The organism is Candidatus Accumulibacter vicinus, assembly GCF_000584955.1.
Lineage (GTDB): Bacteria > Pseudomonadota > Gammaproteobacteria > Burkholderiales > Rhodocyclaceae > Accumulibacter > Accumulibacter vicinus.
This window is the reverse complement of the sequence record NZ_JDSS02000035.1, coordinates 6,435-7,760: the sequence shown is the minus strand read 5'-3', so window position 1 is coordinate 7,760 and position 1,326 is coordinate 6,435. Positions and strand designations below refer to the sequence as shown.

Here is a 1,326-nt window from a genome sequence, read left to right as displayed (position 1 = left end):
TCGTCATCGTCGAAGTCAGCGAAGGCGATCTGCGCCACGACATCGGCATCCTGGTCGATGCGGTTTCGGAAGTGCTCGAGATCCCCGGCAGCGAGATCGAACCGCCCCCCTCCTTCGGCGCCCGCATCCGCGCCGACTTCATCAGCGGCATGGGCAAGGTCGCCGGCAAGTTCGTCATCCTGCTCAATATCGGCCGCGTGCTGTCGGCCGAGGATATCGCGCTGCTCGCCAGCGCCGCCGGCGCCAAAGAAGCTCAGGCATTGTAAGGATCAGTAGAGGGCAACAATCAAACCGGGTGACCGGATGTGTTGTTCATCACACATAGAAAATCACTGGAGAGAAACAAAATGACTTCGACAATGACTGTAAGAGCAAAACTGATCTTATTACTCGTGATCGCGATCCTCGCGCTGGCGCTGATTGGCGGCGCCAGTTGGAACGGCATGCGCAAGATCACTCGCGCCGCGGATGAAATTGGGAGGGTCCGCTTGCCGTCCGTTCAGGGCCTCCTCATGGTCAACGAAGCACAAACGGCCATCCGCTCGGCAAATCGCTGGGCTTTGACTTGGGAAAACAATTACACGGCGCAGGGAAATTTCTCGGAAGTGCTGAAAAGGAAGAGGGAAGCGTGGAGCAACGTCGACCGTGGCTGGAAGATTTACGAACCCTTGCCGCAAACGCCTGAAGAAGAAAAACTGTGGAAGCAGTTCGTCAATGAATGGGATGCGTGGAAAGCTGGCGATCAGGCGATCACGGCGACCATTGAAGGCCTGATTGCCAACACCACTGAAGCAGGCCAGAAGGCATTGTTCGCAAGAATTTACAAACAGCTCGACGAGAACGCACCCCGCTTCAAGGCGGCGGAAGACTTGCTCAACAAGCTTAGCGACTTGAACGTCCAGTACGGTAAGGACGCCGTCAATGCCGGCGATGACGCAGCCTCTCAAGCCAACACGGTGGTTATTATCGTGGGGCTGATGGCCACATTGTTCCTGCTGCTGCTCGGCATTTTCATCATTCGCAGCGTGCTCAAACAGCTAGGTGGCGATCCCGCATATGTTTCCGGTGTGCTCACCGAAGTCGCCAACGGCAATCTCGCCGTACGTATCGACGCATCCACGGGTGACACCACCAGCATGCTCGCCGCTATCCAGACGATGGTCGGCAAACTTCACACGATCATCGGCGAGGTCCGCACCGCCGCCGACCACCTCAGCAACGCCTCCGGCCAGGTCTCGGCGACGGCGCAGTCCTTGTCGCAGTCGTCGAGCGAGCAGGCGGCGTCGGTCGAGGAAACCACCGCCAGCATGGAACAGATGAGCGCCT

At 58.1% G+C, this 1,326-nt stretch carries 2 protein-coding genes; both read left to right on the top strand.

Annotated features, from left to right (window positions below):
* Positions 1 to 266, top strand: a 266-nt coding sequence (locus tag CAPSK01_RS15590; RefSeq protein WP_034928731.1) for a chemotaxis protein CheW, incomplete at its 5' end; no start/stop codon positions are given.
* A gap of 81 nt (positions 267 to 347) precedes the next feature.
* On the top strand, positions 348 to 1,326 hold a 979-nt coding region (locus CAPSK01_RS15585), incomplete at its 3' end, for a methyl-accepting chemotaxis protein (RefSeq protein WP_034928735.1).